We start from the raw sequence: 20,348 nt of genomic DNA, 5'->3' as shown, positions 1-20,348 counted from the left end.
GCCCCGCTACTTCGTCAGGGCGCCGACGACGGCGTCGATGTACGCCTCCATCGACCCGGGACCACCGAACATCCAGATGCCGTCGTCGAGACGGTGCACGTCCCCGGCCTTCACGAACGGCAGGGACTTCCACACCGAGTTCTTGGCCAGCTCACCGGTGAACGGGGTGGCGCTCGGGTCCTCGTCGTTGCCGATGTAGGCGAACTGGGTGTCCTTCGGCAGCTTGGTCAGGCCCTCGACGTCGGTGGTGCCCAGACCGTAGGCCGCGTCGCCCTTCACCGTCCAGGCGTTCTTCAGGCCGATGGCCTCGTTGACCTCGCCGATGAGCGAGGTGGCGGTGTAGGGGCGGATCGAGACCTGGTTGGAGGCGACGTAGCCGTCGGCGAAGGCGAAGTCCTTGCCTGCCATCCCCGCGTCGGCCAGGGCCTTCTTGCCCTCGGCGACCTTGGCATCGAAGTCCGCGCGCAGCGCCTTCGCCTTGTCCGTGGTGCCGGTGGCCTTGGCGATGAGGTCGACGTTCTCCAGCATCTGGTCGATCTGGCCGGTGCCGTCGGCGGACGTCACCTCGATCACCGGGGCGATCTCGCGGAGCTGCTTCACGGCGGCGGGCGTGAGGTCGGTGGTGGCGACGATGAGGTCGGGAGCGAGAGAGGCGACGGTGTCCATGCTCGGCTCGCCGCGGGTGCCGATGTCCTTGGGCTCGTTCTTCAGCGGAACGGAGCTGTCCCAGGTCTTGTAGCCCTTGACGTCCGCGACGCCGACCGGGTCGACGCCGAGCGAGACGAGGCTCTCGACGACGTTCCACTCGGTGGCGACGACCTTGGTGGCCGGCCCGTCGAGCTTCACCTCGGTGCCCTTGCCGTCCTTGAGCGTGATGGCCTCGGAGGCCTTCTTCTCCGTCTTGTCCGCGGCGGGTTCGGTGGTGCCGCAGGCGGCCAGGGTGAGCGCCGCGGCGGTGGTGGCGGCCGCGGTGAGCAGGAGGCGTCTCATGAGGTGGTGCCGAGCCTTTCGGGGGTGCGTATGTGGTGGCGGCCGATCGGGCGGGTGCGCAGCCGGCCGGTGAGGGGGTCGGTGTCGACGTCGATCCGGATGCCGTAGACGGCGGTCAGCCGCTCCGGCGTCAGCACGTCCTCGGGCGGGCCGTCGGCGACGATCCGGCCCGCTTGGAGGAGCGTGATCCGGTCGGCGACGGCGGCCGCCTGGTCGAGGTCGTGCAGGACGACGCCGACGGCGATGCCGTGGTCGTCCGCCAGGTCGCGGATCAGGTCGAGGAGTTCGACCTGGTAGCGCAGGTCGAGGTAGGTCGTGGGTTCGTCCAGCAGCAGCACGCCGGTCTCCTGGGCGAGGCAGCTCGCGAGCCACACCCGCTGCAACTGCCCGCCGGAGAGGTGGTCGGCGCCGCGGTCGGCGAGGCCGTCGACGCCGGTGAGCGCGAGCGCCCGGTCGACGGCGGCCGGGCCGTCCGGATCGGGCCGCCCCCAGCGGCCCCGGTACGGATAGCGGCCGAACTCCACGACGTCCCGCACGGTCAGCCCGCCGGGCGTGGGGCGCCCCTGCGTCAGCAGGGCGACGTACCGCGAGAACTCACGGGAGGTCAGCGCCAGTCCGTCGGTGGCGCCGTCCAGGCTGAGCGTGGCACTGCGGGCCCGCTGCAGCCGGGCGACGGTCCGCAGCAGCGTCGACTTCCCGCTGCCGTTGGGGCCCACCAGGACGGTCACTTCGCCGGGCCTGAGCCGGACCGCGGCGTCGTGCACGACATCGACACCGTCGTACGCGACGGTCACGCCCGTCGCCGAAAGCTCATGACCGCGCAGGCGCGGGGCACCGGCTGCGTCTTCACCAGATCTCACGTGGCGAAGGTTAGCCTAACCTAATAACTGCTGGTAGAGACGGGGCTCACACTGACTCGGCAGCGGTCGCGCCGTCCTTCGCTCCCCGGCCGAGCCGCAGGCTCAACTCGCTTGCTGGGGCCGGGGTTTCCACAGGCCCGCCCGGTTCAGGGACATCGGGCAGTGGAGATAGATCTCGTCGATCTCCAGGAGCAGAACCAGGTCCGGGCGCCGCCCGTCGCGCGCCATCGCGTCGAAGAAGGGCGCGTCGGTGAGGACCCGGGCCCGGCCGTTGACCCGGAGCACCTCCTTGCCGCCCGGGATCAGGTAGAGCAGCCCGGCGTGCGGGTTGTCGAGGATGTTGTGGAAGCTGTCCCCGCGCCGGTTGCCCGCCCGGTCCGGCAGGGCGAGGGTGCGGGAGTCGAGGACGCGGGTGAAGCCGGGGGTGTCGCCGCGGGGTGACACGTCGCAGTTGCCGCCCGCGTCGGAGGTCGCCAGGAGGCAGAAGGGGGAGCGGTCCAGGATGTCCCGGTCGTCGTCCGTGAGCCGGTCGTGCACCTTGTCGATGACGACCGGCCAGGGCTCGCCGAGCAGTTCGCGCAGTTGCGCGTGTGAGCCGAGTTCGACCCAGTCCTGCCCGGTGACGGTCCGCGGCCCCTCTCCCGTCGCGTCGATCGTGTGTGGCAAGTCCGGCTCCCCGGGTGTGCTTTCGGAAAGCGGGCGCTTCCGACGGTCGGTGTACCGGCCACATTATCCGACCTCGGCCTCGCCCTGCCCGAGAGGCAGGGAGCGCCTCCTGCCGCGTCGGCGGCAGCGAAATGGTGCCGTGTCACGCGGCCCGTCGGGGGCATACGCGAGACACGGCACCACTCCGGTGCCGCCGACCCGAAGGGATGTACACCGTGCTCGCCATCGTCGCGGCGGTCCTGTTCCTCATCGCCTGGCTGATCAACGCGGCGGAGGTGTCGACCAACGACGTCTTCACCGCCACCAACGTCATGCTCATCGGCCTCGCCCTGCTGGCCCTGCACGTCGCCGGGATCGGCAGCGGCTGGGCGCCGCGCGGACGCCGCCGCTGAGCCACCGCCGCTCGCCCCGACTCCCGCTCCGTCAGGGGATGCGCGCCACGCCCGCGTAGATGCCGCTCTCCTCCGGCGCGGGCGGCTCCTGGCCCTCGCCGTACCACTCGGTGGCCGTGACCAGGCCGGGCGGCACCAGCTCCAGGCCGTCGAAGAAGCGGGCGACCTCCGCCCGGGTGCGGAAGCCGAGCCGGATGCCGCCCTTGGCGTACTGGGCGATCACCTGCTCCGCCAGCTCGGGGAAGAGGTCGATCGCGGCGTGCGAGAGGACCAGGTGGCTGCCCGCGGGGAGGGTCTCGACCAGTCCCCGCACGATGCCGTGGGCGTCCTGGTCGTCCGGAATGAAGTGCATCAGGGCGATCAGCGACAGCGCGATCGGCCGGTCGAAGTCGAGGATCCCGCGGGCGTGCCGGACGATCTCCTCGGGCTCGCGGACGTCGGCCTGGATGTAGTCGGTGGCCCCCTCGGGGCTGCTGACCAGCAGGGCCTCCGCGTGCCGCAGCACGATCGGGTCGTTGTCGGCGTAGACGACGCGGGCCGTCGGCACCGTCCGCTGGACGATCTGGTGCAGGTTGGGCTCGGTCGGGATGCCCGTGCCGATGTCCAGGAACTGGTCGATGCCCTGCGCGGCGAGGTGCGCCACCGCGCGGTTCATGAACGCGCGGTTCTGCCGCGCCGCGTCCCGCGCCTCGGGCGGCAGGGTCTCGCCCACCGCCTCGTCGACCGGGTAGTTGTCCTTGCCGCCCAGCAGCCAGTCGTAGACCCGCGCGGGGTGGGCCCGGCCGGTGTCGATCCGGGGAGGCTGGGTGTGGTCCGTGGTCATGGCAGGCTCCGAGGTGGGAGGTGACGCTCGCCGCAGTTTTCGATCATCGTACTGCGGTGCCGCCCCGCCATGTGCCGGGCGGACGGCGGACGTTGCCGGCCGGTGGGTCAGCCGTCCCGGCCCGGGCCCAGGGTGCGCGGCGGGCGGTAGGTCCACTCGCGGTCGGCGTCGGTGATCTCGCGCAGCACCCGGGCCGGCGTCCCGGCGACGACCGTCATCGGCGGCACGTGGGCCGTCACCACACTGCCCGCCCCGACCACCGAGCCCCGGCCGACGGTCACCCCCGGCATGATCAGCGCGCCGGCCCCGATCCACACGTCGTCCTCGATGCGCACCGGCGCCGAGAACTGCGTACCGTCCCTGCGCAGTTCCGGGTGGACGGGATGCCCGGTGGTGCTGACGGTCACGTGGGGGGCGAACATCACCCGGTCCCCGACGAAGACCTCGACGTCGTCGACGAGGGTGAGGCCGAAGTTGGCGTACACGTCGTCGCCCAGGTGCACCCGGTTGCCGTAGGCCACGTGCAGCGGCGGTTCGATCCACACGCCCGTGCCCAGGGAGGCGAGCAGTTCCTTCAGGAGCGCCCGGCGGCCCTCCTCGTCCCGTGCGCCGGTCCGGTTGTAGGCGTCCGCCAGCTCCTTGCCGCGCAGTCGCTCCTCCGCCAGGCCCTCCAGGCCCGGGGCGGCGTCCGAGTACAGCTCCCGGGCCGCCATCCTGCGGCGGACCTCGTGCTCACGGGGGTCGGTGGTCATGGGTCTCCTCGGGTCCGTGCGGGTGTGCCGGAGGTACGGATCCGGAGCGGGTGCGGGCCGCTCCGGGTCCGTGGGTGGTGCCGGTGCGCGCTCAGGCGCCGGGCGTGCGCAGGACGGCGACGTCCCTGGGCGCGAGGACGACGGTGCCGTCCGCGTCGGTGCCGCCCACCAGGACCTCGCCGGTGAGGCCCGGGACGGGCACGGCCTCGTCGGTCCGGTTGACCAGGAACAGGAACCGGCCGCCGGGGCCGCGGCGCACGGTGGCCTCGACCCGGCCCCGCGCCCCCGGGGGCAGTTCGCTCGTCACCCCGGCCGGACCGAGCAGCCTCGGCAGCAGTCCGGCGAGCCCGTCGGCGCCGAGCCGGGTGGAGACGTAGGCGGCCGAACCGCTGCCCGTGGGGCGCCGGGTGACGGCGGGGCGGCCCGCCTGCGCGCCGGTGCGGTAGTGGGCCAGGACCTCGGTCTCCGGCGCGGTCACGGTGATCCGGTCGGTCCACAGGTCCCCGGGGCCCGCGCCGTCCAGCTCCACACTCTGCCCGGCGGGCAGCGGGCCGAACTCCTCGACGCGGATGCCGAGCAGCTCCCGCAGCGCGCCCGGGTAGCCGCCCAGCCAGACGTGGTCGTTCTCGTCCACGACGCCGGAGAAGTACGTGGTGACCAGGTGCCCGCCCTGCTCGGCGTAGCGCGTGAGGTCCTTGGCCAGCCCGGCCGGGACCAGGTGCAGCACCGGGGCGATCAGCACCCGGTGGCGGCCCAGGTCGGCGCCGGTGGTCACGACGTCGGCGCGGATGCCCAGGGAGAGCAGCGCCGAGTACCAGTCGAGCGCCTCCCGGTGGTAGTCGAGCAGGGAGGTGGGGTGCGAGTCCTGCTCGCCGGCCCACCACGACTCCCAGTCGAAGAGGATGCCGACCTCGGCGGGCTCCCGTTCGCTCCCGGCGACCGGCGCGAGCGCCTTCAGCGTGTCGCCGAGCGCGACGACCGAACGGAACAGGTCGCTGTCCGCACCGGCGTGCGGGACCATCGCCGAGTGGTACTTCTCGGCGCCGGCCGCCGACTGGCGCCACTGGAAGAAGCAGACCGCGTCCGCGCCGTGCGCCACGTGCGTCAGCGAGTCCCGGGCCATCTCGCCGGGCAGCTTGGCCAGGTTGACGGGCTGCCAGTTCACGGCGCTGGTGGAGTGCTCCATCAGGAACCAGGGCTTGCCGCCCGCGATGCCGCTGGTGAGGTTCGCCGAGAAGGACAGCTCGTCGCGGGCCCGCGGATGCGGCACCACGTAGTGGTCGTTGGCGACGAAGTCCACCTCGCCGGCCCAGTCCGCGTAGTTCATGCCCTTGGTGCCGGGCATCACCATGAAATTGGTGGTGACGGGGACGCCGGGGGTCAGCTCCCGCAGCAGGTCCCGCTCCGCGCGCAGGTGGTCCTTGAGCGCGTCCGAGGAGAAGCGCTTGAAGTCCAGCTGCTGGGTCGGATTCGGGTGGGACGCGGCCAGCCGGGGCGGCAGGACTTCCGCCCAGTCGCCGTAGCGCTGCGACCAGAACGCCGTGCCCCAGGCGTGGTTGAGGGCGTCCGTGGTGCCGTACCGGGCGCGCAGCCAGTCACGGAAGGCGCGGGCCGCGTCGTCGGAGTAGTCGTAGACGTTGTGGCAGCCCAGCTCGTTGTTGACGTGCCAGGCGACCAGGGCCGGGTGCTCGGCGTAGCGGGTCGCGAGCTCGCGGACCAGGCGCAGGGCGTGCTCACGGAAGACGGGCGAGGTCGGGCGCCAGTGCTGGCGCGCTCCCGGCCACAGCGTCTCGCCCCGCTCGGTGACCGGGAGGATCTCCGGGTGCGCGGTGGTCAGCCAGGGCGGAGGGGAGGCGGTGGCCGTCGCCAGGTCGACGCCGACGCCGTGCTCGTGCAGCAGGTCCATCACCTCGTCGAGCCAGGCGAAGTCCCAGGTGTCCGGGCCCGGCTGGATGCGGGCCCAGGAGAAGATGCCGAGCGACACGATGTTCACGCCGGCCTCGCGCATCAGCCGTACGTCCTCCTCCCACACCTCCCGGGGCCACTGCTCGGGGTTGTAGTCGGCGCCGTAGGCGAGCCGGGGGGCGGGGGCACCGTCCGCCCCGCGGTGGATGCGGGAGTGGAGGGTGGAGATCATGGCGGTCCTTCCGGTGTGGGGGCGTGCGCTACTTCTCGACGGTGAAGCCCTGCTCCTCGCCGTACTCGACCGAGGCCTGCTGCCAGGAGGCGAAGCCCTCGGCGAGCGTGGTGCCGGAGACGTAGGCCTTGCCGACGGTGTCGTTGAAGACCGAGTTCGCGTACACCTGGTAGGGCAGGTACGACCAGTCGTCGGGGACGTTCGCGGCCGACTCGGCGAAGACCTTGTTGGCCTTCTGGCCGCCGAAGTACGGGAACGCGGTGTCCTGGAACTTCGTGGACTGCAGGTCCGCCGTGGTCGCCGGGAATGCGCCGTTCTTCAGGCGGGTCTGCACGCCGTCGCCGGCGTTCGCGTACTCGACGAAGGCGTACGCCAGCGCCTCGTTCTTGCCCAGCTCGGGGAGCGCGAGCGCGCTGCCGCCGTTCTCGGCGCTGACCTGGCCGCCCGCGGTCCACTGCGGCATCGGGGCGACGCGCCAGTCGCCGGACGCGGCCTTCGCGCCGGACTCCAGGTTGGCGGGCATCCAGGCGCCGGTCGCCAGTGTCGCGATGCTGCCGTCGGCCAGGCCCTTGTACCACTCGTCGGTCCAGGCGGGGACCTCGGCGAGCAGCTTCTCGTCGATGAGCTGCTGCCATGTGCCGGTGAAGGTCTTGGCACCCTGGTCGGAGAAGTCGATCTTCACCTTGGTGCCGTCGACGGTGTAGGGCCGCGAACCGGCCTGCCAGAGCATGCTGGTGGCGAACCCGGCGTCGCCGTTGTCGGCGGTGATGTACGCCTTCGGGTCGGCCTTGTGCAGGTCGCGGGCGGCGTCCAGGTACTCGGCCCAGGTGGTGGGGACCTTGATGTGGTACTTGTCGAAGACCTTCTTGCTGTAGAACAGGGCCATCGGGCCCGAGTCCATGGGCAGCGCGTAGACGCCGTCCGAACCGGCCTTCACCCCGTTCCACGGACCGGGGGAGAACTTGGCGGAGAGCTTGCCGGCGCCGAAGGCCTTGAGGTCGGTGAGCTGCTCGGTCAGGGCGAACTGGCCCATCGCGTAGTACTCGATCTGAGCGACGTCCGGAACGCCCTTCTGCGCCGAGACGGCGTTCTGCAGCGCCGTGTACTGGTCCTTGTTGGTCCCGGCGTTGACGAGGTTCACCTTGACGCCCGGGTGGGCCTTCTCGAAGTCGGCGGCGACCTGCTTGAGCGTGGGCTCCCACGCCCAGACCGTGATGGTGCCGCCCTCCTTGAGGGCCGCCTGTATGTCCGCCTCGGAGACGGCCTTGTTGCTCGACCCGTCGTCGGAGTCGCCGCAGGCGGTCGCGCCCAGGGCGAGGGCGCAGACGAGGGCCGTGCCGCGCAGGAGGCGGCGCGCGTGCGTGGTCAGGTGTGTGGGCATGGGTGGGCTTCCACTTCTTCGTGGCCGGAACCGGCACCGTCGGGGGTTGGCGGGGTGGTCGGGGAGGGGCGGGAGCGGGGGAGGGGAGGGCTACTCCTTGACGCTTCCGGCGGCGAGACCGGACTGCCAGTACTTCTGGAGCAGCAGGAACGCGGCGATCAGCGGCACGATGGTCAGGAGCGATCCGGTGACGACGAGGTTGAAGACGGCCTCGCCGCCCGCGGTCGCGGCCTGCTGGTTCCAGCTGTTGAGGCCCAGGGTCAGCGGATACCAGTCGGGGTCCTTGAGCATGACCAGCGGCAGGAAGTAGTTGTTCCAGGTCGCGACCATGGTGAACAGCGCCACCGTGACGATGCCGGGCGCCAGCAGCGGCAGGGCCACCTTGAAGAAGGTGCGCACCTCGCCCGCCCCGTCGATGCGGGCGGCCTCCATGAGCTCCGCCGGAATGGCCTCGGTGGCGAACACCCACATCAGATAGAGGCCGAACGGCGAGATCAGGGACGGGACGACGACCGCCCAGGGCGTGTTGGTGAGGCCCATCTCGCTGAACATCAGGAAGGTCGGCACCGCCAGCGCCGTCCCCGGCACGGCCACCGCGCCGATGACGACGGCGAAGACGGCGCGCCGGCCGGGGAAGTCGAACTTGGCGAGCGCGTAGCCGCCGAGCACGGCGAGGAAGGTGGCACCGCCCGCGCCGAGGCCCACGTACAGCAGGGTGTTGAGCAGCCAGCGGGTGAAGACGCCGCCGTCGTAGGTGAACGTCTCGGTGATGTTGTCCCAGAGCGCGAAGTCGCCGTCGAACCACAGGCCGAAGGAACGGGACAGCCCCTCCTGCGTCTTGGTGGCGCTGACGGCCAGCCAGAGAAGCGGCACCAGGCTGTACAGCAGCACCAGCGAGGTGAGCGCGGTCAGCAGCACGCTGCGCCGGGGCCGGTCGGCGGAGTACCGGCGCCGGGGCGTACGCAGCCGGGGCACGGAGCCCGGGGTGCCGGAGGGCGCGGGCGCCGAACGGCCGGACACGGTGGCGGCGGGGCTGGTCATCGTGGACTCACACTCCCTTGCGCATGCCGCGCAGCTGCACGGCGTAGGCGACGGCCATGGTGATCAGCCCCATGACGATGGCGACCGTCGCGGAGTAGTTGTGCTGCTGCCCGTTGAAGGACAGCGCGTAGGTGTAGTAGTTCGGCGTGTAGTCCGTGGTGATGGCGTTGCGTGCCAGGGGCTGCAGGATGCTGGGCTCGTTGAAGAGCTGGAAGCTGCCGATGATCGAGAAGATGGTGGCGATCACCAGGGCCCCGCGGATCGCCGGGAGCTTGATGGCGGTGATGACGCGGATCTGGCCGGCCCCGTCGATCTGGGCCGCCTCGTACAGCGAGTGCGGGACGACGCGCAGCGCCGCGTAGAAGATCAGCATGTTGTAGCCGACGAACTCCCAGGTCACGATGTTGCCGATGGAGGCCAGCACCAGGTCGGGGGAGAGCGGGTCGGGCAGTGAGACGCCCAGCGCGCCGTTGATGTCACCGACCAGGCCGAACCGGGTGCCGTACATGAAGCCCCACATCAGGGTGGCCACCACGGCGGGCACGGCGTACGGCAGGAAGATCGAGATGCGGAAGAAGTCCCGGCCGTAGAGGCGGCCGCTGTCCAGGGCCAGGGCCACCAGCAGGGCGATGCCGAGCATGACCGGCACCTGTACGGCCAGGAAGAGCGAGACCCGGCCCAGCGAGGCCCAGAACCGTTCGTCCTTCAGCGCCTCGGCGTAGTTGTCGAGGCCGACGAAGGTGGTCCCGCCGATCAGCTGGTCGCGGAAGAGGCTGAGGTAGACGGAGTACGCGATCGGCGCGAGGAACACCAGGGCGAACACCGCCACGAAGGGAGCGAGGAAGCCCCATCCGGTCCAGGAACGGCGGTCCCGCCGCACCGGGGGCGGGACCGGCCGCGGCTCGGCGGCGGCCGGCGGTTGCAGCGTCGTCATGTCGTTCCTCGCTCGTCACGTCCTGGAACATCGCCGATGTTTGCGTAAACATCCCGCATCGCGAAAGGGTGCCGAGCTGTTATGTTTACGTAAACATCCGATGGCGGCATGTCTACACTGCCCCGATGACGACGGTCAAGGGTCCCTTCGCAGCCGGACCCGGCGACGACAGAGAGGCGGCTGACGGCGAGTGAGCACGGCTGAGGAAGTCCCGACGAGCGCACCCGCGCCTGCCCGGCGCGGCCGGGACCGCACGGCGTCCATGGCGGACGTCGCCCGGCTGGCGGGAGTCTCCTCGCAGACCGTCTCCCGCGTCTCCAACGGCTACGCGGGCGTCACCGAGGAGACCCGGCGGCAGGTGCTGGCCGCCATGAAGGAGCTGGGCTACCGGCCCAACAGCGCGGCCCGGGCCCTCAAGCGCGGCGAGTTCCGCACCATCGGCGTCATCACCTTCACGCTGGCCACCACGGGCAACGTACGCACCCTGGAGGCCATCGCGACCTCCGCGGCGAGCGAGGGGTACGCGGTGACCCTGCTGCCGGTCGCCGTCCCCACCCAGGACGAGGTGCGCGGCGCGTTCTCCCGCCTGGAGGAACTGGCCGTCGACGCGGTCATCGTCATCATGGAGGTCCACCTCCTGGACGCGGCGTCCCTCACCCTGCCGCCGCACGTCCAGGTCGTCGTGGTCGACTCGGACGCCGGGGACACCCACACGGTCGTGGACACCGACCAGGCGGGCGGCAGCCGTGCCGCCGTACGCCATCTGCTCGACCTCGGGCACGACACGGTGTGGCACCTGGCCGGCCCCGAGGGTTCCTTCGCCGCCCAGCGCCGCACCGACGCCTGGCGGCGCACGCTCACCGAGGCCGGCCGCACCCCGCCGCCCCTCGTGCGGGGCGACTGGTCCGCGGAGTCCGGCTACCGGGCGGGCCTGGAACTCGCCGCGCGCGAGGAGTGCACCGCCGTCTTCGCGGCCAACGACCAGATGGCCCTCGGCCTGCTGCGCGCCCTCCACGAACGCGGCCGGCGGGTACCCGAGGACGTCAGCGTCATCGGCTTCGACGACATCGCCGAGGCCGGCTCCTTCCTCCCCCCGCTGACCACCGTCCACCAGGACTTCGCCGAGGTCGGACGGCAGTGCGTGCGGGCCGTGCTGCGCAAGATGCGCGCGGCCGGTCCGGAGCGGGGCACGACACTGGTGCCGACCCGGCTGGTGACCCGGGCGAGCACGGCACCGCCGCCGGCGCGGGAAACGGGGCGCGAGACCGGCCGAAGGTGACGGACGGCCGGTTTAGGAGCGGTCGCGGAGGTAACCCCACAAGCCGACCGTCGTCCCACCACGTCCGGGAGAGCCCCATGACCCAAGTCGCCGACTACGTGCTCCAGCGCCTGTCCGAGTGGGGCGTCCAGCGGGTGTACGGCTATCCGGGTGACGGCATCAACGGACTGCTCGGCGCGTTCGACCGGGCCGACGGCGACCCGGAGTTCATCCAGGCCCGGCACGAGGAGATGGCCGCGTTCATGGCCTGCGGCCACGCCAAGTTCACCGGCGAGGTGGGCTGTTGCGTCGCCACGTCGGGCCCGGGCGCCGTGCACCTGCTCAACGGCCTGTACGACGCGAAGCTCGACCACCAGCCCGTGGTGGCGGTGGTGGGCCAGCAGAAACGGCTGTCCCTGGGCACCCACTACCAGCAGGAGATCGCCCTCGACCAGCTCTTCGCGGACGTGTCCGAGTACTGCCAGATGGTCGTGCACCCGGGCCAGGCCCGGCACGTCATCGACCGGGCCTTCAAGACCGCGCTGACCACCCGGGGCGTCGCCACGATCATCATCCCCAACGACATCCAGGAGGAGGAGGCCCAGCCCTCCCCGCCCAGGGAGCACGGCTCGGTCTTCTCCAGTGTCGGCTGGAGCCGGCCCCGGGTCCTGCCCGACCTCGACGAGCTGCGCAAGGCCGCCGACGTCCTCAACGCGGGGAACAAGGTCGCCATGCTCGTCGGCCAGGGAGCGGCCAACGCGGAGGCCGAGGTGATGGAGGTCGCCGAACTGCTCGGCGCCGGTGTCGCCAAGGCCCTGCTCGGCCGCGAGGTGCTGCCCGACGACCTGCCCTACGTCACCGGGCCCATCGGCCTGCTGGGCAGCAAGGCCAGCGACGACATGATCAAGGGCTGCGACACCCTGCTCATGGTCGGCAGCAGCTTCCCCTACTCGGAGTGGCTGCCCGAGGAGGGCCAGGCCCGGGGCGTCGAGATCGACATCGACGGCCGCATGATCGGCATCCGCTACCCCATGGACGCCCACCTCGTCGGCGACTCCAGGGAGACCCTGCGCGCCCTGATCCCGATGCTCCAGCGCAAGGAGGACCGGGGCTGGCGGGAGAAGATCGAGAAGAACGTCCGGGAGTGGCACGACCTGTGCGACCGCTGGGCGGGCGAGCACTTCGGCAAGACCATCAACCCCCAGGCCGTCGCCGCCGAACTCTCGCCCCGGCTGCCCGACGACGCCATCCTGACGGCCGACTCCGGCTCCGGCACCAACTGGTGGGCACGCCACATCCAGCTGCGCGAGGGCATGCGGGCCTCGCTCTCCGGCACCCTGGCCACGATGGGCCCGGGGACGCCCTACGCCATCGCGGCGCGGTTCGCCTACCCCGAGCGCCCGGTGATCGCCTTCGTCGGCGACGGCGCCTTCCAGATGAACGGCATGAACGAGATGATCACCGTCAAGCGCTATCTGGACCGCCTGTCCGGGTCGGCACCGCTCATCTTCTGCGTGTTCAACAACCAGGACCTCAACCAGGTCACCTGGGAGCAGCGCGCCATGGCCGGCGACCCCAAGTACCCGGGCTCGCAGGACATCCCCGACGTCCCCTACGCCGCCTTCGCCGAACTCCTCGGCCTCAAGGGCATCGTCTGCGCCGACCCCAAGAAGGTCGGCTCCGCCTGGGACGAGGCGCTCGCCGCCGACCGGCCGGTGGTCCTGGAGTTCAAGGTCGACGCGGAGATCGCGCCGATCCCGCCGCACATCATGAAGGACCAGGGCAAGAAGGCGATCAAGGCGGCGCTGCACGACCCGGAGCTGGCCGGGATCGCCACCAAGGGCGTGCGCCAGAAGCTCACCGAGTACGCCGAGCACCTCCCCGGCCGGGGCAGGAAGTGAGCGGCACCCGGCACCGGGGCGGGGACGGCGCCGAGGTCGTCGTCGTCACCGGCGCGACCGGTGGCGTCGGCCGGGCCACCGCCCGCGCCTTCGGCGCCCGCGGGGCCGCGGTGGCCCTGCTCGCCCGGGGCGAGCACGCCCTCCAGCGGGCCGCCGAGGAGGTCGAGGCGGCCGGCGGGCGCGCGCTGCCGCTCGTCGTGGACGTCGCCGACGCGGCGGCCGTGGACGCGGCGGCCGGCCGAGTCGAGGAGGAACTCGGCCCGATCGACGTGTGGGTGAACGCCGCGTTCTCCACCGTCTTCGCGCCCGTGCCGGAGATCCGGCCCGAGGAGCTGAGGCGGGCCACCGAGGTGACCTACTTCGGCTTCGTCCACGGCACCCAGGCCGCCCTGCGGCGCATGACCCCGCGCGACCGCGGCACCATCGTCCAAGTGGGCTCGGCCCTGGCCGAGCGCAGCGTCCCGCTGCAGGCCGTCTACTGCGGCGCCAAGCACGCCATCCAGGGGTTCACCGAGTCGCTGCGCTGCGAGCTGCTGCACGACCGCAGCGGGGTGCGGGTGATCATGGTGCAGATGCCCGGGCTCAACACGCCCCAGTTCAGCTGGGTCCTCACCCGGCTGCCCCGCCATCCGCGCCCGGTGGCCCCCGTCTACCAGCCCGAGGTGGCCGCCCGGGCGGTGCTGCACGCCGCGGACCATCCCGAGCGGCGCATGTACTGGGTCGGCGGCTCCACCGTCGCCACCCTGCTGGGCCAGAAGCTCGCTCCGGGGCTGCTCGACCGCTACCTGGCCCGCACCGGCTACGACGGGCAGCAGACGGACGAGCCCGTCGACCCGTCGCGGCCGGTCAACCTCTGGAAGCCGCCGGACGACTCCGCCCCGGACGACTACGGCGCACACGGGATCTTCGACGACGAGGCCCATCCGCGCAGCGTCCAGTTCTGGCTCTCCCGCCACCGCCGCCCGCTCGCCCTGACCGCGGCCGCGACCGGGGCGGTGGCCGCGGCACTGGCCGGCGGACTGCGCAGGCGCGCCGCCTGACCGTCCGTCCGGCCGCCTGACCGCCCGCCGGCCCCCCGGGGTCAGTCCGGTCTGCGGTCGATGTTCCGCGCCCACCAGTGGTGCTCGCAGAACCAGTGCCCGACCATCGCGCCGCCGAAGACCACGAACCCGACCCCGATCAGCCAGGACTCCACCACCAGCACGATGCCGACCGCGCCGTAGCTGAACGCGTTGTCGAGGATGAGCGGCGTGAAGAAGAGGTACGAGAAGCCGCGCAGGCCGATCAGCCCCACCATCGTGGCGAACGCCCCCGGCAGCAGGTCGCGCCAGCGGACCTGGCCGCCCAGCAGGAAGTGCTGGCCCCACCAGAAGAAGAGCATGCCGCTGGCGGTCGACAGCGCGATCCGTGCCGTGCCGTGCAGCGCGGTCCGCGTCTGCACCTCCTGGTAGAGGTAGGCGGTCAGCAGGATCACCCAGGTCATCTGGCGCCAGATGCGGTGCCACGGGCCGGAGGGCAGTTCCCAGATGCGCTCGTAGCCGTTCTGCACGCTCGCCGCGAAGGACACGCCGAACACGCCGAGCAGGATGCCGCCCCACACGCTCGTCGTGCCGACCACCTTGGTCGGCGGGCTGATGATGTCGGTCAGCACCTTGGCCGACCGCCCGGACAGCCCCATGCCGTCGGCCAGCCAGGAGGCGAAGCCGCCGCGTCCCAGCGGGTCGGCCGCGGCCACCACGATCAGCAGCGGCGCGAGCGTGACCAGGGCGAGGGTGGCGAACCCCATGGCCCTGTGCATCAGCTCCAGGTCCCGGCCGCGCCGGACCAGGGCGGACGCGGCCAACCAGTCCCACGCACGGTGGAACGGCCGCCACAACCGGTTCACGGGGTGCTCCTCGGGCGTCCTTTCGATGGCACGCGACGGGGAACTGAGTGACCCGGCCCGCGCCCCGACAAACGTCGGTTGACCCGGACGGCCCGCGCATGGACCGCACGGCGCGGGGAACCGGCCCCGGGTACCCGAAGGCGAGGGAGTGCGCGATGACGTCGCTGACCGGCCCGGAGACCGGGGCCCTGGCGGGGTGCGTGGTCGACGCGGTCGACGTGCACGCCTTCGAGATCCCCACCGACGGACCCGGGGGGCGGGAACAGGACGGCACCCTGGAGTGGGACGCCACCACCCTCGTCCTGGTCCGCGTGCACGCCGGCGGCCGCACCGGACTCGGCTACACCTACGGCGACGTCTCGGTGGCGTCGTTCGTGCGCTCCGTGCTCACGCCGGTCGTCGAGGGCGCCCCCGTCTCCTCGCCGCCCGCCCTGTGGGAGCGGATGGGCGCGCGGATGCGCAACGCCGGCCGGCCCGGCGTCGGGGCCATGGCCCGGTCCGCCGTCGACGTGGCGCTGTGGGACCTCAAGGCACGGCTGCTGGGGCTGCCGCTGGTCCATCTCCTGCCGGCCCACCACGACCGGGTGCCGGTCTACGGCAGCGGCGGCTTCACCAACTACCCCCTGGACCGCCTCACCGACCAGCTCGCCGGCTGGGTCGGGCAGGGCATCGGCCGCGTGAAGCTGAAGACCTCGCGGGACCCGGACGCCGACCCGCGGCGCCTGTCCGCCGTACGCCGGGCGGTGGGCGGCGAAACCGAGCTGTTCACCGACGCCAACGGGGCGCTCGGCCGCAAGGAGGCCCTGTACTGGGCGCACCGCTTCCACGACGAGTGGGACGTGCGGTGGTTCGAGGAACCCGTCGGCTCGGCGGACCTGGCGGGGCTGCGGATGCTGCGCGAGCGGGGCCCGGCCCGGCTGGAGATCACCGCGGGGGAGTACGCCTTCACCGCCCAGGACTTCGCCAACCTGACCGAGGGACCGGAGCCCGCGGTCGACTGCCTTCAGGCCGACGTCACCCGGTGCGGCGGCATCACCGGAGTGCTGGAGGTGGCCGGGCTGTCCGCCGTCCGGCACCTGGACCTGTCCGCGCACTGCGCGCCCGCGGTGTCCGCCCACGCCTTCTGCGCCGTGCGCCGGCTGCGGCACCTGGAGTACTTCCACGACCACGTGCGCGTCGAGCGGCTGCTGTTCGAGGGCACCCTGTCGCCCGCGGGCGGTGCGCTGCGCCCCGACACCTCGCGGCCGGGGCTCGGCCTGGAGGTGAGGTGGGCCGACGCGGAGCCCTACCGGGTGCACGGAGAGCGGCCGCCGCACTGAACCGGGCCTGCCCGGCGCCCGGGCACGCCGCCCGGGCCCTCAGGGATCGCTGCGTTCCTGCGCCTCCCGCATGCGCTCGTTGTGCCAGGCGACGGCCGCGCGTATCTGGGGCTCCTGGAGGCCGGTCCGGCACCCGAGCTGGTCCATGGACAGGGCGGGCGGGCCGGTGGTCAGGGCCCGGGTCAGCTTCGCCGCCCACAGCTCCTCGTCCACGAAGGGCCGGCGCGCGTAGCCCTGCTTGATCACGTCGAAGTGGTCGTCGGAGCACGTGGTGATGAGCCGCAGCCCGTCGAACCACTCGTTGGTCTCGTGCACCGCGGAGGAGTCCGGCACGTAGCCGGTCACGGACTCGTCCTCGGGGAAGACCCTGGCGCACAGGTCGCACAGCTCCACGGGGACCGGCTTGGCGGTCCGACGGCCCTTTCTGCCCTTGCGCTTCCACATGGCGACTCCCGGGGAATCGGTGTCCGGAATGCCGGAGTTACCCGCGGGGCGGGAAGCAAACGCCCCGCGCGCTCAGGGCATGGCACCGCGTTCGCAGACCCGGGCCGCCACGTCCCGGAGCTTGACGTTGTGGTCCTGCGAGTACCGGCGCAGCGCTGCGAAGGCCTGGTCCTCGGTGAGGCGGTGCCGGCCCATGAGGATGCCCATGGCCTCCCCGATGGTGTGCCGGGTGCCGATGGCCTCCTGCAGCTGGGCGTGCGTACGGGCGCTGGAGAAGGCGACCGCCGCGTGGGACGCGAGCAACCAGCCGGCCGTCTCGTCGGCCTCGGTGAAGGCGCCGGGCCGGAAGGAGTACAGGTTCAGGGCGCCGAGGTCCTCGTCCTCGGTGAACAGCAGGAAGCCCATCATGCTGCCGAGGTTCAGCCGGCGCGCCTCGGGGACGTACTTGGGCCAGCGCACCGCCTCGTCGGTGAAGTCGGCGATCCGGAACTGCCGCTCCCCCGTGGAGGTGCGGGCGGCGTCGAAACAGGGGCCCTCTCCGACCCGCCCCTGCAGCTCGTCGCTGTCGATCACCACCTGTTCCGTGGGGGCCAGCGACTGCACCTTTTTGCCGCGCAGGATGAGGATGCCGGCGGCGTCGCAGTCGGCGATCAGCTCGGTGGCGGACGCGGTGATCCGCCGCAGGGTGTCGTTCACAGATTCCTGGGCCAGCAGATCGCGTGCCAACGAGGCCATCTGCTGCGCGAAGCCGCGCCAGTCGTCCATACCGATCCTCCCGGGCTCTCCTGACGAGTGCCCCGGGGGCGGCCGGAGGCAACGGGGAGCACTGCCCCGAACCATCTTGTTTCACAGTACATCTAAATGCATAATGCGCTTATGGATGAGGACGACCTGATCATCGCCGTGGAGCAGATGGTCCGGTACGTGCGCCAGAGCGCCAGGACCGGCGGCCTGAGCACCGCCGCCGCCTCGACGCTGGCCAGGCTGAGCCGAGAGGGCCCCCAGCGGCTGACCGAGCTGGCCCGGGCGGAGGGTGTCTCCCAGCCGAACATGACCCAGCTCGTCACGCGCCTGGAACGCGCGGGCCTGGCCCGGCGCACCGCCGACGCGAGCGACGGCCGCGGTGTGCTCGTGGCGGTGACGCCCACCGGACTGGAGGTCCTGGCGGCGCGGCGCGCGGAGCGGTCCCGGGCCCTGCGGCGGCTCATGGAAGACATGACCGGACCGGAGCGGCAGGCCACCACGACCGCCCTGCTGGCCCTGGCCCGGGTCATCAACAACCGTCCGCACACCCCGGAGGAAGACCGCGCATGAGTGCACCACACGCAACGGCCGCCAGTCCCTTCCGGCAGCCCAGGGCCGTCTGGGCCGTCGCCTTCGCCTGCGTCATCTCGTTCATGGGCATCGGCCTGGTCGACCCGATCCTGCCCGCGCTGGCCGAGAACCTCGACGCCACCCCCAGCCAGGTCTCCCTGCTGTTCAGCAGCTACCTGATCGTCACCGCCGTCGCCATGCTGTTCGTCGGCTGGGTCTCCAGCCGCATCGGCGCCAAGCGCACCCTGGTCACCGGCCTCGCCGTCATCGTCGTCTTCGCCGCCCTGGCCGGCGCCACCGACTCCATCAACGGCATCGTCGGATTCCGGGCCGGCTGGGGACTGGGCAACGCGCTGTTCATCGCCACCTCCCTCGCGGTCATCGTGGCCTCCGCCAGCGGCGGCTTCAGCGGCGCGATCATCCTCTACGAGACGGCCCTGGGCCTCGGCATCGCCGTCGGCCCGCTGCTCGGCGGCGAGCTGGGCGGCATCAGCTGGCGCGGCCCGTTCTTCGGCGTCGCCGCCCTGATGGCCGTCGCCCTGATCGCCACCCTCGCCTTCGTCCCCGACCTGCCCAGGCCCAAGCGGGTCACCTCACCGCTCGCGCCCCTGAAGGCCCTGCGCCACCGCGGCCTGCTGACCATGGGCATCATGGCCCTGCTGTACAACTGGGGCTTCTTCACCATGCTCGGCTACGCCCCGTACCCGATGGAGCTGGACGCCCACGAACTCGGCCTGGTCTTCACCGCCTGGGGCCTGCTGGTCGCCGCCTTCAGCGTCTTCTTCGCACCCCGTCTGCAGGCCCGCTACGGCACCGCGCCCGTCCTCTACGCCAACCTGCTCGGCCTCGGCATCGTCATGGCCGTGATAGCCGCCGGCGTCACCGACCCCACCACCGTGATCGTCGCGGTCATCGTCAGCGGCGCCTTCATCGGCATCAACAACACCCTCACCACCCAGGCCGTCATGCTCGTCTCCCCGGTCGAGCGTCCCGTGGCCTCCTCCGCGTACGGCTTCCTGCGCTTCATCGGCGGCGGACTGGCCCCCTACGTCGCCGGCAAGCTCGCCGACGCCACCGACCTGAGCGTCCCCTTCTACCTCGGGGCCGCCACCTTCCTCCTGGCGATCCCCGTCCTGGCCAGCGGGCACCGGCTGCTTCGCCGGGCCGAGACGGACACCGGCGAGGCAGAGCCCGTGACCCCGACGCTGACCCCCGTCGGCACCCCGGCCCCGGCCGACGCGCCGCCCGTGATCGTGGCCGTCGGCGCCCACCACCAGGCGGCGGCCGTCGTGGACGCCGCGGCCCGCCTCGCCCGCGACACCGGCAGCCCGCTGGAGGTCGTCCACGTACGGCAGACCGCCGTCGTCGAGGAACAGGCGGCCGACACCGAGACCGAGGCACAGGCGCAGGCCGCCGTCACCGCGCACCTCGACCGGCTGGGCGGCCTCGGCGTGGCCGCCCGGGGCCAGATCCTCACCGGCGTCGGCGACCACGCCGCCGCGGGCCGCGCCCTGGCCCGGCACGCCGCCGAGGCCGGGGCCCGCACGGTCGCGGTCGGCCGCTCCCCGCGCGGCCCGCTGACCCAGTTCGCCGACGGCAGCTTCACCAGCGCCCTCACCCACGCCGCCACCTGCACCGTCGTCCTCGTCGACCCCGACGAGGAGCCGCGCCCCCTGACGGCACGCTCGCTCACACAACTGCGCTCCGAGGCACGGTGAGCCGCCCCGCGCCGCCGCCCGCGCCCTGATCAGGCACCCTCGCCGAGGGACCGCCTCAGCCGGTCGGCGGCCTCCGGGGGCTGGATGCGCAGGCCGGGCCGGCGGCGGTGCACGGTCAGGTACGTCACCCCGTCCGGCCCGGCCAGGACGGCCCGGGTCGAGCCGTGCGGCAGCCAGGTCAGGGCGCCCGTGCGCAGGGGGTGCTCGCCGTCGGCGGAGTCGAGGCGGGCCGTGCCGTCGAGGACGAGGAGCAGGACGTCGAGGTCGGGCTCGGTGTGGGTGTCCACCCGTCCCCCGGCGGGCAGGCGCACGACGTTGGCGTCGAGCTGCCGTCCGGGTTCCGCCAGCTTCCACAGGACGCCGGCCGCGGCCTCCCCGCCCGGGGACGGCAACCGCGCCGTGTCGCACAGCACCCGGGGCAGGGGAGGGGCCGCCGGGCCCCAGGGGTCGCCGTCTTCCGCTGCCATCGGGTGTTCCGCCGTTCCGTGTGCCCAACCGTGCCCGTATCCCGCCCTGTTGCGCGGTCCGCTCCG

General features: G+C 72.3%; 20 protein-coding genes. 7 read left to right on the top strand and 13 right to left on the bottom strand.

The genetic code is table 11. The features are described from left to right. Positions 1-6: 6 nt before the first annotated feature. The 3 genes from K7854_RS12175 to K7854_RS12165 all read right to left on the bottom strand — a co-directional run bounded on the left by K7854_RS12175 (position 7) and on the right by K7854_RS12165 (position 2,516). A complete protein-coding gene (locus K7854_RS12175) occupies positions 7-990 on the bottom strand; it encodes an iron-siderophore ABC transporter substrate-binding protein (RefSeq protein WP_226026446.1) in 984 nt (327 codons plus the stop codon). Further along, positions 987-1,850, bottom strand: coding sequence for a siderophore ABC transporter ATP-binding protein CdtA (gene cdtA / locus K7854_RS12170; protein WP_226026445.1), 864 nt, complete (start codon positions 1,848-1,850; stop codon positions 987-989). The genes K7854_RS12175 and cdtA overlap by 4 nt, the downstream gene beginning before the upstream one ends. 102 nt (positions 1,851-1,952) lie before the next feature. Beyond that, complete coding sequence (locus K7854_RS12165; protein ID WP_226026444.1) at positions 1,953-2,516, bottom strand: MSMEG_1061 family FMN-dependent PPOX-type flavoprotein; 564 nt, start codon at positions 2,514-2,516, stop codon at positions 1,953-1,955. Positions 2,517-2,722: 206 nt separating this feature from the next. Between K7854_RS12165 and K7854_RS12160 the strand changes: the two genes are divergently transcribed. Beyond that, positions 2,723-2,908, top strand: a complete 186-nt coding sequence (locus K7854_RS12160; RefSeq protein WP_226026443.1) for a hypothetical protein — start codon at positions 2,723-2,725, stop codon at positions 2,906-2,908. 31 nt (positions 2,909-2,939) lie between these two features. Here the strand turns inward: K7854_RS12160 and K7854_RS12155 are convergent, their stop codons facing one another. The 6 genes from K7854_RS12155 to K7854_RS12130 form a co-directional block, all read right to left on the bottom strand. Further along, positions 2,940-3,731, bottom strand: a complete 792-nt coding sequence (locus tag K7854_RS12155; RefSeq protein WP_226026442.1) for an SAM-dependent methyltransferase — start codon at positions 3,729-3,731, stop codon at positions 2,940-2,942. A gap of 107 nt (positions 3,732-3,838) precedes the next feature. Beyond that, positions 3,839-4,483, bottom strand: a complete 645-nt coding sequence (locus K7854_RS12150; protein WP_226026441.1) for a sugar O-acetyltransferase — start codon at positions 4,481-4,483, stop codon at positions 3,839-3,841. Positions 4,484-4,574: 91 nt separating this feature from the next. After that, positions 4,575-6,620: a beta-galactosidase gene (locus K7854_RS12145; protein ID WP_226026440.1), complete on the bottom strand. Its 2,046-nt coding sequence runs from the start codon at positions 6,618-6,620 to the stop codon at positions 4,575-4,577. A 28-nt stretch (positions 6,621-6,648) separates the two neighbouring features. After that, positions 6,649-8,001 carry an ABC transporter substrate-binding protein gene (locus tag K7854_RS12140; RefSeq protein WP_226026439.1) on the bottom strand — a complete coding sequence of 451 codons (1,353 nt, stop codon included), beginning with the start codon at positions 7,999-8,001 and terminating at the stop codon, positions 6,649-6,651. A 90-nt stretch (positions 8,002-8,091) separates the two neighbouring features. Continuing rightward, on the bottom strand, positions 8,092-9,042 hold the full coding sequence (locus K7854_RS12135; RefSeq protein ID WP_226026438.1) for a carbohydrate ABC transporter permease: 951 nt from the start codon (positions 9,040-9,042) through the stop codon (positions 8,092-8,094). Positions 9,043-9,049: 7 nt separating this feature from the next. Beyond that, entirely contained in the window at positions 9,050-9,976 is a 927-nt protein-coding gene (locus K7854_RS12130; RefSeq protein WP_226026437.1) for a carbohydrate ABC transporter permease, read from the bottom strand. Between the two features lie 190 nt (positions 9,977-10,166). Between K7854_RS12130 and K7854_RS12125 the strand changes: the two genes are divergently transcribed. The 3 genes from K7854_RS12125 (at position 10,167) to K7854_RS12115 (ending at position 14,175) form a co-directional block, all read left to right on the top strand. Beyond that, positions 10,167-11,255, top strand: a complete 1,089-nt coding sequence (locus K7854_RS12125) for a LacI family DNA-binding transcriptional regulator (protein ID WP_345603742.1) — start codon at positions 10,167-10,169, stop codon at positions 11,253-11,255. Positions 11,256-11,332: 77 nt separating this feature from the next. Beyond that, on the top strand, positions 11,333-13,135 hold the full coding sequence (locus tag K7854_RS12120; protein ID WP_226026435.1) for a thiamine pyrophosphate-requiring protein: 1,803 nt from the start codon (positions 11,333-11,335) through the stop codon (positions 13,133-13,135). Then, positions 13,132-14,175: an SDR family oxidoreductase gene (locus K7854_RS12115; RefSeq protein ID WP_226026434.1), complete on the top strand. Its 1,044-nt coding sequence runs from the start codon at positions 13,132-13,134 to the stop codon at positions 14,173-14,175. The genes K7854_RS12120 and K7854_RS12115 overlap by 4 nt, the downstream gene beginning before the upstream one ends. Before the next feature lie 41 nt (positions 14,176-14,216). On the opposite strand, the gene K7854_RS12110 is transcribed toward K7854_RS12115, so the two are convergent. Beyond that, entirely contained in the window at positions 14,217-15,020 is an 804-nt protein-coding gene (locus K7854_RS12110) for a YhjD/YihY/BrkB family envelope integrity protein (RefSeq protein ID WP_159328364.1), read from the bottom strand. Positions 15,021-15,175: 155 nt separating this feature from the next. On the opposite strand from K7854_RS12110, the gene K7854_RS12105 reads away from it, so the two are divergent. Continuing rightward, positions 15,176-16,339, top strand: coding sequence for an enolase C-terminal domain-like protein (locus K7854_RS12105; RefSeq protein ID WP_226026433.1), 1,164 nt, complete (start codon positions 15,176-15,178; stop codon positions 16,337-16,339). Between the two features lie 39 nt (positions 16,340-16,378). Here the strand turns inward: K7854_RS12105 and K7854_RS12100 are convergent, their stop codons facing one another. Together K7854_RS12100 and K7854_RS12095 are read right to left on the bottom strand one after the other, a co-directional pair. After that, on the bottom strand, positions 16,379-16,783 hold the full coding sequence (locus tag K7854_RS12100) for a hypothetical protein (RefSeq protein WP_226026432.1): 405 nt from the start codon (positions 16,781-16,783) through the stop codon (positions 16,379-16,381). Between the two features lie 72 nt (positions 16,784-16,855). Then, complete coding sequence (locus K7854_RS12095; RefSeq protein ID WP_226026431.1) at positions 16,856-17,548, bottom strand: GAF and ANTAR domain-containing protein; 693 nt, start codon at positions 17,546-17,548, stop codon at positions 16,856-16,858. 96 nt (positions 17,549-17,644) lie between these two features. Between K7854_RS12095 and K7854_RS12090 the strand changes: the two genes are divergently transcribed. Together K7854_RS12090 and K7854_RS12085 are read left to right on the top strand one after the other, a co-directional pair. Continuing rightward, positions 17,645-18,097, top strand: coding sequence for a MarR family winged helix-turn-helix transcriptional regulator (locus tag K7854_RS12090; RefSeq protein ID WP_226026430.1), 453 nt, complete (start codon positions 17,645-17,647; stop codon positions 18,095-18,097). Beyond that, a complete protein-coding gene (locus K7854_RS12085; protein ID WP_226026429.1) occupies positions 18,094-19,815 on the top strand; it encodes an MFS transporter in 1,722 nt (573 codons plus the stop codon). Before K7854_RS12090 ends, K7854_RS12085 begins: the two co-directional genes overlap by 4 nt. Positions 19,816-19,844: 29 nt before the next feature. Here K7854_RS12085 and K7854_RS12080 read toward each other — a convergent pair whose 3' ends face one another. Then, positions 19,845-20,282, bottom strand: coding sequence for a hypothetical protein (locus K7854_RS12080; RefSeq protein ID WP_226026428.1), 438 nt, complete (start codon positions 20,280-20,282; stop codon positions 19,845-19,847). Between the last annotated feature and the right edge of the window lie 66 nt (positions 20,283-20,348).

The organism is Streptomyces hyderabadensis (genome assembly GCF_020404845.1).
In the GTDB taxonomy this organism is placed as follows: Bacteria; Actinomycetota; Actinomycetes; order Streptomycetales; family Streptomycetaceae; genus Streptomyces; species Streptomyces hyderabadensis.
Note: the sequence above shows the minus strand (reverse complement) of the source record. Positions and strands in the feature narration are given on the sequence as shown.

Bases quoted from the DNA above. Each gene is read 5' to 3' on its own strand.
- K7854_RS12160 (WP_226026443.1), top strand. From the start codon at position 2,723: ATGTACACCGTGCTCGCCATCGTCGCGGCGGTCCTGTTCCTCATCGCC.
- K7854_RS12135 (WP_226026438.1), bottom strand. From the start codon at position 9,042: ATGACCAGCCCCGCCGCCACCGTGTCCGGCCGTTCGGCGCCCGCGCCC.
- K7854_RS12085 (WP_226026429.1), top strand. From the start codon at position 18,094: ATGAGTGCACCACACGCAACGGCCGCCAGTCCCTTCCGGCAGCCCAGG.
- K7854_RS12105 (WP_226026433.1), top strand. From the start codon at position 15,176: ATGACGTCGCTGACCGGCCCGGAGACCGGGGCCCTGGCGGGGTGCGTG.
- K7854_RS12150 (WP_226026441.1), bottom strand. From the start codon at position 4,483: ATGACCACCGACCCCCGTGAGCACGAGGTCCGCCGCAGGATGGCGGCC.
- K7854_RS12140 (WP_226026439.1), bottom strand. From the start codon at position 8,001: ATGCCCACACACCTGACCACGCACGCGCGCCGCCTCCTGCGCGGCACG.
- K7854_RS12155 (WP_226026442.1), bottom strand. From the start codon at position 3,731: ATGACCACGGACCACACCCAGCCTCCCCGGATCGACACCGGCCGGGCC.
- K7854_RS12120 (WP_226026435.1), top strand. From the start codon at position 11,333: ATGACCCAAGTCGCCGACTACGTGCTCCAGCGCCTGTCCGAGTGGGGC.
- K7854_RS12080 (WP_226026428.1), bottom strand. From the start codon at position 20,282: ATGGCAGCGGAAGACGGCGACCCCTGGGGCCCGGCGGCCCCTCCCCTG.
- K7854_RS12175 (WP_226026446.1), bottom strand. From the start codon at position 990: ATGAGACGCCTCCTGCTCACCGCGGCCGCCACCACCGCCGCGGCGCTC.
- K7854_RS12145 (WP_226026440.1), bottom strand. From the start codon at position 6,620: ATGATCTCCACCCTCCACTCCCGCATCCACCGCGGGGCGGACGGTGCC.
- K7854_RS12095 (WP_226026431.1), bottom strand. From the start codon at position 17,548: ATGGACGACTGGCGCGGCTTCGCGCAGCAGATGGCCTCGTTGGCACGC.
- K7854_RS12130 (WP_226026437.1), bottom strand. From the start codon at position 9,976: ATGACGACGCTGCAACCGCCGGCCGCCGCCGAGCCGCGGCCGGTCCCG.
- K7854_RS12100 (WP_226026432.1), bottom strand. From the start codon at position 16,783: ATGTGGAAGCGCAAGGGCAGAAAGGGCCGTCGGACCGCCAAGCCGGTC.
- K7854_RS12090 (WP_226026430.1), top strand. From the start codon at position 17,645: ATGCATAATGCGCTTATGGATGAGGACGACCTGATCATCGCCGTGGAG.